The 7,466-nt window shown below is 45.9% G+C and carries 9 protein-coding genes; 6 read left to right on the top strand and 3 right to left on the bottom strand.

Annotation, left to right across the window (positions count from 1 at the left end):
- The first annotated feature begins 136 nt into the window (after positions 1-136).
- Positions 137-262, top strand: coding sequence for an HPP family protein (locus O9324_RS27515; protein WP_502846584.1), 126 nt, complete (start codon positions 137-139; stop codon positions 260-262).
- Here O9324_RS27515 and O9324_RS13670 read toward each other — a convergent pair.
- The gene (locus tag O9324_RS13670) at positions 257-430 is read right to left on the bottom strand and encodes a hypothetical protein (RefSeq protein ID WP_288140462.1); all 174 of its coding nucleotides are present in this window, start codon (positions 428-430) and stop codon (positions 257-259) included. The genes O9324_RS27515 and O9324_RS13670 overlap by 6 nt on opposite strands.
- Before the next feature lie 262 nt (positions 431-692).
- Here O9324_RS13670 and O9324_RS13665 point away from each other — a divergent pair, with 262 nt between their 5' ends.
- From O9324_RS13665 to O9324_RS13645, 5 genes are all read left to right on the top strand, one after another.
- Entirely contained in the window at positions 693-1,664 is a 972-nt protein-coding gene (locus tag O9324_RS13665; protein ID WP_288140461.1) for a LysR family transcriptional regulator, read from the top strand.
- Between the two features lie 43 nt (positions 1,665-1,707).
- Positions 1,708-2,769 (top strand): anthranilate phosphoribosyltransferase family protein, encoded by a 1,062-nt coding sequence (locus O9324_RS13660; RefSeq protein WP_002766791.1) that lies wholly within the window; start codon positions 1,708-1,710, stop codon positions 2,767-2,769.
- Positions 2,770-3,317: 548 nt separating this feature from the next.
- Positions 3,318-4,586 carry an RNA polymerase sigma factor SigC gene (gene sigC / locus O9324_RS13655; RefSeq protein WP_288140463.1) on the top strand — a complete coding sequence of 423 codons (1,269 nt, stop codon included), beginning with the start codon at positions 3,318-3,320 and terminating at the stop codon, positions 4,584-4,586.
- A 302-nt stretch (positions 4,587-4,888) separates the two neighbouring features.
- Positions 4,889-5,617 (top strand): Bax inhibitor-1/YccA family protein, encoded by a 729-nt coding sequence (locus tag O9324_RS13650; protein ID WP_043996014.1) that lies wholly within the window; start codon positions 4,889-4,891, stop codon positions 5,615-5,617.
- Between the two features lie 88 nt (positions 5,618-5,705).
- Positions 5,706-5,876 (top strand): CAB/ELIP/HLIP family chlorophyll-binding protein, encoded by a 171-nt coding sequence (locus O9324_RS13645; RefSeq protein ID WP_002742489.1) that lies wholly within the window; start codon positions 5,706-5,708, stop codon positions 5,874-5,876.
- Between the two features lie 51 nt (positions 5,877-5,927).
- Here O9324_RS13645 and O9324_RS13640 read toward each other — a convergent pair whose 3' ends face one another.
- Both O9324_RS13640 and O9324_RS13635 read right to left on the bottom strand, forming a co-directional pair.
- A complete protein-coding gene (locus tag O9324_RS13640; RefSeq protein WP_002766582.1) occupies positions 5,928-6,548 on the bottom strand; it encodes a neutral zinc metallopeptidase in 621 nt (206 codons plus the stop codon).
- A gap of 275 nt (positions 6,549-6,823) precedes the next feature.
- Positions 6,824-7,466: Uma2 family endonuclease (locus O9324_RS13635; protein WP_288140460.1), on the bottom strand; the 643-nt coding region annotated here is incomplete at its 5' end.

Raw genomic sequence — 7,466 nt, 5'->3', positions numbered from 1 at the left:
GCCAAGCTTTTCTGGTCGGAACCCCCTAAGCCGAGTTTTCAAGGTGCTGCGCCGTCCACTTGGTTTTCGAGACTGGCCTTTTAATTCTAACGTAAAGCCAACCTAGAACGGCGGGGTTTCAGACCCAAAATTTCCGATGACTCAACCCGATTGGCAATTTTTGCTGAGACCAACTTTTGAGGGTTCGATGATTTTAGTAGTGTGCGCGGTCATCTTCAACAATTTAGCTGAAGAAAGAACTTATCCAAAACATTGGCTATAGTGCGATGCCGAAGGCACTGCGTAGCAGTACGCCATCGATGTGGGGTGCGTTCCCTGATGCAAGTCCTACTACTGCACCGATCGATTTTTGAGAACGCACCTTACTCATGTATTCCCGCCAGTAAACAGAGCCTGGTTTAACAATTTCTGGCACAGGAATAGATTGCATTGCCCACCTAGACTTTCAGGCGCTGACCACTGTAGCTTGTCCTTTAGGTAAGGTAATCGGAACAGGTGCTTTGGAATTAGCAAAAGATAGCCTCACAGCTTCCGAGCAACTTTTAGCCCGATTTCCAGATGTTCAAAGTAGTTTAAGGCTGACCGCTGAAATAACTGATAACTGAGAAAACGGTAGCAATTTCTACCAAAAGTCAGAATAAAATTCGTTATTGTCATAAGGTCATGACGGAATGTAATTAAAAACAGAAAGAATGCGGATCGAGCAATTGCAAGCCTTTTTAGCCGTAGCCGATACGGGCAATTTTGGTCAAGCCGCGCGCCAGTGTGGAGTCACCCAATCGACTATCAGCCGCCAGATTCAATCCCTAGAAACCGATTTGGGCTTCCCTCTTTTTCATCGTACCGCCCAAGCGAAGTTAACCATTGCCGGGGAGAAATTACTGCCCCGGGCGAAACGAATTTGTCAAGAATGGACGAATGTTCACGAGGAAATCACTGACCTACAGGCGGGAAAACAGCCAGAATTGTGCGTGGCGGCGATTCATTCCGTGTGCGCCCACTATTTACCGCCGATTTTGCCGAAATTTTGTGCTGAATACCCAGAAGTTCAGTTAAGAGTTACAGCCCTAGGCAGTGATCGCGCCTTAAAAGTGCTGCGGGATGGTTTAGTAGATCTGGCCTTGGTAATGAATAATCGTTTTCTCACCTCTAGCCCGGAGATGGTGGTAGAAATATTATATGAAGAAGCGATCGAAATTCTCATGGCCGCTAATCATCCCCTTGCCCAATACAAAGAAGTGCCATGGTCGGAATTAATCCCCTATCCGCAAGTGGTTTTCAAAGATGGCTACGGAATGCAAAGATTAGTACAAGAATGGTTTTCCCGTCAGGATGCCCACCTAAAAACTGTCATGGAATTAAACACCCTTGATGCTTTTCGCGGTGTGGTGCGTCAGGGTAATATTATCGCTCTTCTGCCCCAATCTGCCCTGATGGAGGCTCGTAGCGATGCCACCCTCGCCATTCGTCCTCTTGCTTCCCCTAGGGGCGAAAATCCCCATCCTAATAATGGTAAATTTAGTCATCGTCTCACCCGTCAGGTAGTCCTTGTCACCACTAGCGATCGCCTACAGATACCACCGATCGCTCATTTTTGTCAATTAGTGCGGCAAATAAAGCAAAGTATGATTAAAAACCTAGAAAATCACCCCGTCCAGCCTTAGCAATCCCAATCAATCCTATTTACTCTTTATTTTCTTCCTTGAGATGAGCGATACTTTTCGAGAATTATTAAAAGCGATCGGTAGTGGCACCCATACGGGCAAAAATCTAACCCGTCCTGAAGCGGCGATGGCCACCAAGATGATGTTAACCCAAGAAGCAACCCCGGCCCAAATCGGTGCTTTTATGATTGCCCATCGCATTAAACGCCCCACCAGCGATGAGTTAGCGGGAATGCTTGATGCCTACGCCGAGCTTGGCCCGCAAATAACCCTAGAATCAGCCTCTTTTCAGCATCCGATCGCTATTTTTGGCAATCCCTACGATGGACGCTCTCGCACTGCCCCGGTTACTCCGATCACTACTTTAATCTTAGGGTTGGCAGGGGTTCCCGTAGTCCTGCACGGGGGCGATCGAATGCCGACTAAATACGGTGTTTCCCTCAAGGAAATCTGGCAGCAATTAGGAGCAGATTTTAGTCAATTATCCTTAGCAGCAGTGAAAGACTGTTTAATCACCACAGGATTGACTTTTTTCTATATTCCGCGCCATTTCCCTCTAGTACAGAATTTCATCACCTATCGGGAGCAAATCGGTAAACGTCCGCCCATGGCCACGGTAGAGTTAATGTGGTCGCCTTTTGTCGGTAATATTCATCAGATATCGGGTTTTGTTCATCCCCCCACCGAGGAGCGTTTTCGCGAAACTTTTGCCCTGAGAAATATCTCTCATTTCACCACTGTGAAAGGATTAGAGGGCAGTTGTGATTTAGCCTGTAATCGGACGGCGATTATTGGTCTGGGAAATCCCACCGATCCGCCTTCCTTTCAGCGATTTTTCCTAAATCCTCGCGATTATGGCTTCTGTCCCTCAGATTATCCCCTCGAATCTTTAGAGATGCTCACCGCTAAATTAAAGGGTTTATTAGCTGGAGAAAATAATGAATTAAGCGATGCGGCAATTTTTAACGGTGGTTTTTATCTTTGGCGCTGTGGAATTGTCCCAGATATCCCCACGGGTTTCCAGCAAGCACAACAATCTTTACAGTCGGGAAAAGCCCTGGCTAAATTAGAACAAATCTGTAATTATCTGGAAAGTCAGGAATAGATAGGGTTTGCGGCAAAAAGTTTTTCGTGGGTGTAGGGTTTTACCGATTTTGAGGTAGTCAGTTACCTAATTTTCAGGGAAAAAGTCCCGGAATTTTACCCCCGATCACTGCAAGGGTCGGCACTTTTTGAGGAAAAAAAAGTCTAAAAGCCCTATCTAATACTAAATCCGTTAAATACAGGCTAGTTATGAGGAGAGGCACTCATGCAAGAGGCAACCCCCCCGACGTCGGGGGGGCAAGGGGGGGTCGAGGGGAATAAATAATCAGTTTTTAATAACTGGATTTAGTATAACAAGGTTTTTAGATTTATTCAGCCAACCCTAGATAGGGTTTGCGGCAAAAAGTTTTTCAGCAGACCCTAATTCGAGAAGTTGGGCTAAGAAGGTAAACCCCAGACTTGGTGTAACTTCTAGGTTTACAGATCGATACTTTTGAGAAAAAAATTTTCCCAACTGCATCATTTCCTCGCTTAAGTGGGAAAGCTATGACTACGGAAAACGATTTAAAAGTTTCTAATTCCTATCACAGTCGCCGTAGAGAAGCCATCATGTCTGCAATTAATCCCTCGACGCTCGAAACTGAATTTATCTCTCCCTCTTTTTCTGTCCTAAAATTGAAGGAAAACTCGATCGACCTAGATGAAGATTTTCTCGGCAGTGATTTAGAAGATGATTTAGTATCTAGTCCCGAAAAAATCCACAGCAAAGGGACAACTACTGATTTGGTACGTTTGTACTTACAAGACATTGGCAGAGTGCCTCTACTCAAACGGGACGAGGAAGTTGAACAAGCGCAACAGGTACAGCGTCATCTGTCTTTACTGAAATTATGCGCCGCCGCCGTTAAACAAGGTGATGCACAAGTACAGCAATTTGTCAAGTTAATTGCGGTTCATGATCAGCTAACCGCTCGATCAGCCCATCGTCCCTCCCTAGAACGTTGGGCAAAAACCGCCCAAATCACCGTGTCTGAGTTAAAAAATGCTTTAAAAGCAGGAAAACAGCGTTGGGCGCACCTAGCGGGCTTAGAAGTGGGGGAATTAGAAGAAATTATTGCCCTTGGTACCCATGCCAAAGAACAGATGATCAAGGCCAATTTACGTCTGGTGGTGTCGGTGGCCAAAAAATATCAGAATCGCGGTTTAGAATTATTGGATTTGATTCAAGAGGGAACCCTGGGTTTAGAACGGGCCGTCGAGAAATTTGATCCCACCAAAGGCTATCGTTTTAGTACCTATGCCTACTGGTGGATCCGTCAAGGAATGACGAGAGCGGTCGCAACGCGCTCGCTACGCGAGATCGCAACTCAAAGCCGGATGATTCGTTTACCAGTTCATATTACCGAAAAACTCAACAAAATTAAGAAGGCACAACGGAAAATCTCGCAAATCCGCGGTCGCAGTGCGACCGTAGAGGAAATTGCCCAAGAGTTAGCTCTGACTCCTGAAGCTGTGCGGGAAGTGTTGATGACAGTGCCGCGTTCGGTTTCCTTGGAAATTAAGGTAGGTAAGGAAAAAGATACGGAATTAATAGACCTTTTGGAAACCGAAGCAGTGTCTTCAGAAAATCATTTTGTCTATGAATCTTTGCAAAGAGATATCAGAGAATTATTGGCAGATTTAACCACTCGCGAACGAGAAGTGATTGAATTGCGCTATGGTTTTCTCGATGGTAAATCCCATTCTTTGGCTGATATCGGTCGCACTTTGGAATTATCCCGGGAAAGGGTGCGACAAATTGAGTCGAAAGCTTTGCAAAAATTGCGTCAATCCCAGCTACATCATCAAATTTGCGATTATTTTGAAGCGTTGAGTTAAGTAGCTGGTTATAATTAAATTGAAGATAAATTTTGGGTTCGATCCCCCCTTAATCCCCCCTTGATAAGGGGGGTGCCGATCCCCCCTTAATCCCCCCTTGATAAGGGGGGTATCTGACAATTTTTAACACCTACCTACTTAGCTCGATCCCTAGTCTTTTCGTTACAATCAAGAGGGAATCGATGCCGGGGGAAAAATTTACCTTTTTTTCTTCCCTCCGATTTGCCATTCTTGACGAACTAATCAAGAATGGTTTCTGTTTAACAAGATTGATTGAGACAAGTATCTCGAACCTAGTCACCATGAGTAATACCAGTAATTTTCGTCAAGCTTTACGCGAGGCTAAAAGCCAAGCACTTATCGGCCCCAATGTTATCCCCAAGGCCCTGCCCTATCTCGGTGGCGGTCTAATTTTGACTGCGGTGGGAACCTATGGCGGTTTAGGTGTGATCCAATCCTATCCCCAGATTTTCTTCCCGACTTTCTTTGTCGCCCTGGTTGCCGAGATTATTTTATTTTTTGTCGCCCGCAATACTGCGGAAAGAGGCAATACAGGCACTGCTCTGCCCCTACTGACTCTCTATAGCCTTCTTTCTGGCTATACTCTCAGTGGAATCGTCTATGTGGCCTTAGGTACTTCCGGTGTTGGTTTGCGAGGAGTGGCAATTGCTGCCCTCGGTTGCGGCATCGCTTTTGTCTTGGGACGGAATATCGGCTCGAATCTGTCGGAAAAAGATGGTTTAGCCCTGACTCAAACCGTTAGCATCGGTATTCTCGCTCTCTTTATTGTTCTCATTGGTCAGCTAATTTTCTCTATCTTTGGTGGTGCTACTCCCACCTGGTTAGAAATTGCTATTTCTGGCATCGGGGTTTTCCTGTTTGCAGGCTCCGCAGTGGTGGACTTTTACATCTTGCCCCGTACCTACAGAGATGAGCAGTATCTCAGTGCTGCTTTATCGATGTATTTGACCTATATCAACCTATTTATCTTTATTCTGCGCCTTTTAATCGCTCTTAACGGTCGAGATTAGGGCAAATAGAGAGGAGTTAGAAATTAGTTACAACCTAACTTCTAACTCCGCTAGAATAGTAAAGAAATGTAAACGGACTGTAAAGATCATGACTGAACCACAACCGACTCAAACCCCCAAATTAGAAGATCCCAAATTTGGTTTTAATGACTATGCCGAGCGCCTCAACGGTAGAGCCGCTATGATTGGTTTTGTGATCACCCTGTTGATTGAGTATCTAACTGGCCAAGGTCTGCTATCTTGGTTAGGGTTACAGTAGTTTTTTAAACTTTTTTAGGCATTCTAGGGGAAATAGAGCCTTGAGTGTTAGTTAACGCATACAAGCTTGATGATTTTCCCCGTAGAATCCTTGCAAGACCGAATCACCTCGCTGTTGTGGTGTGCCGTGGGAGCGATTAGGAGCTTCAAAATCGCCCACTTCCGAGGCCGCTTCCGCTAGAAGTTTTCCTGCTAGTATATAATCCTGTTTGGATAAACTTCTTGCTTCGGTAAATAACCAAGAAAGGGTATCTCCCGCTAGACAATCGGCCTGTAATTCAATGCCGATGCTCATTCCACCTTCATCGATGCCACCGATACCCCGATTCCACTGAACAGCGTGAGCGGCCTCATGAGCGACGGCGTAAAGGGGAAATAGAGGATTATCGCTAATACCAGTAACTTGCTTGAGATTGACGTAGATTGTATTATCTACAGTGCAGAAAGCCGCTAGGGAAATTACGCCGCAGGGAGTGGTTATCGGGCCATTGCTTAACAAATACTTAAAATTGATCTGGTGTAATTGAGCCGTATATTCAATTACCGCTTCTAGGGCATCCGTAATATCGTCTGCTTGCGCTCTCTGGGCTAGAGGGGATAAAATCAAGAGGGAACTACAGGAAACAGCAGATATCAGGGATAATAACCGTTTACGGCCAGAGTTAGGTTTCATGATACTAACAAAGTCGGGAGTGAGGAAGAAGTTTAATTGATCTGAATTAGCCTACTGCTACGATCACAATTTTAAAAGCCATGTATAAGACTTCCAGAGAAAATACAGAATTTACGCGGCTTTTGATCGAAGTTGACAGAATTTCTCCTCAAGGTTGAGGAAATTAATTTGGCATGACCACTGATTGTGTTGAAAATCTGCTCGTCAGTCAGGCAAAAAGCTCCCCATCAGGTCATTTCCCCATCTCCCCACCCCGAACATTCGTTACACTTGTACTACAAGTCTATCCCCATTTCTCGCAAACGAGCCGCCAGCCGTTGAGAACGCTGTCTTTCCGCTTCCAGAGCTTGCTGAGTAGCATTTAATTGCTCTTGTGCTGCAGCCGCCTGCTCCTGTGCTGCAGCCGCCTGCTCCTGTGCTGCAGCCGCCTGCTCCTGTGCTGCGGCCGCCTGCTCCTGTGCTGCAGCCGCCTGCTCCTGTGCTGCAGCCGCTTGCTCCTGTGCTGCTTCTTCTGGCAAGGGGATTAAATTGCCTTCTGGGTCATAAAATCTCGCCCAAATTGCCGTTTCTCGGTCAATAGTACCCTCCCAAGTTCCCAACCAATAGCCTAAGGTTTCGCACCATAACCAGCCGCGCTCGTTTCGTTCTAAAGAATGGTAGCGTTGGTCGGCCCCTAAATGCCATCCTTGTAAAGAATTGGCATCAAAAGGATCGTAGATGAAATAATCCGGCGTGCGGAAGGTTCCCTCATAAATTGCCTTTTTTCGGACTTTATCGGTCTTAGCGGTACTAGGAGAGGTTAATTCCACGATAACATCAGGATAACGTCCCTCTTCTTCCCAAATTACCCAACCCTGTCGCTCTCTCGTACCATCGACATTGAGGACAGCAAAGAAATCTGGCCCGCGAAAATCGCGA

Source organism: Microcystis sp. LE19-84.1B, from assembly GCF_027531875.1.
Taxonomy (GTDB): domain Bacteria; phylum Cyanobacteriota; class Cyanobacteriia; order Cyanobacteriales; family Microcystaceae; genus Microcystis; species Microcystis panniformis.
Note: the sequence above shows the minus strand (reverse complement) of the source record. Positions and strands in the feature narration are given on the sequence as shown.

Coding starts and splice junctions, on each gene's coding strand:
- O9324_RS13640 (WP_002766582.1), bottom strand. CDS start 6,548: ATGAAACCTAACTCTGGCCGTAAACGGTTATTATCCCTGATATCTGCT.
- O9324_RS13650 (WP_043996014.1), top strand. CDS start 4,889: ATGAGTAATACCAGTAATTTTCGTCAAGCTTTACGCGAGGCTAAAAGC.
- sigC (WP_288140463.1), top strand. CDS start 3,318: ATGTCTGCAATTAATCCCTCGACGCTCGAAACTGAATTTATCTCTCCC.
- O9324_RS13660 (WP_002766791.1), top strand. CDS start 1,708: ATGAGCGATACTTTTCGAGAATTATTAAAAGCGATCGGTAGTGGCACC.
- O9324_RS13665 (WP_288140461.1), top strand. CDS start 693: ATGCGGATCGAGCAATTGCAAGCCTTTTTAGCCGTAGCCGATACGGGC.
- O9324_RS13645 (WP_002742489.1), top strand. CDS start 5,706: ATGACTGAACCACAACCGACTCAAACCCCCAAATTAGAAGATCCCAAA.
- O9324_RS13670 (WP_288140462.1), bottom strand. CDS start 430: ATGCAATCTATTCCTGTGCCAGAAATTGTTAAACCAGGCTCTGTTTAC.
- O9324_RS27515 (WP_502846584.1), top strand. CDS start 137: ATGACTCAACCCGATTGGCAATTTTTGCTGAGACCAACTTTTGAGGGT.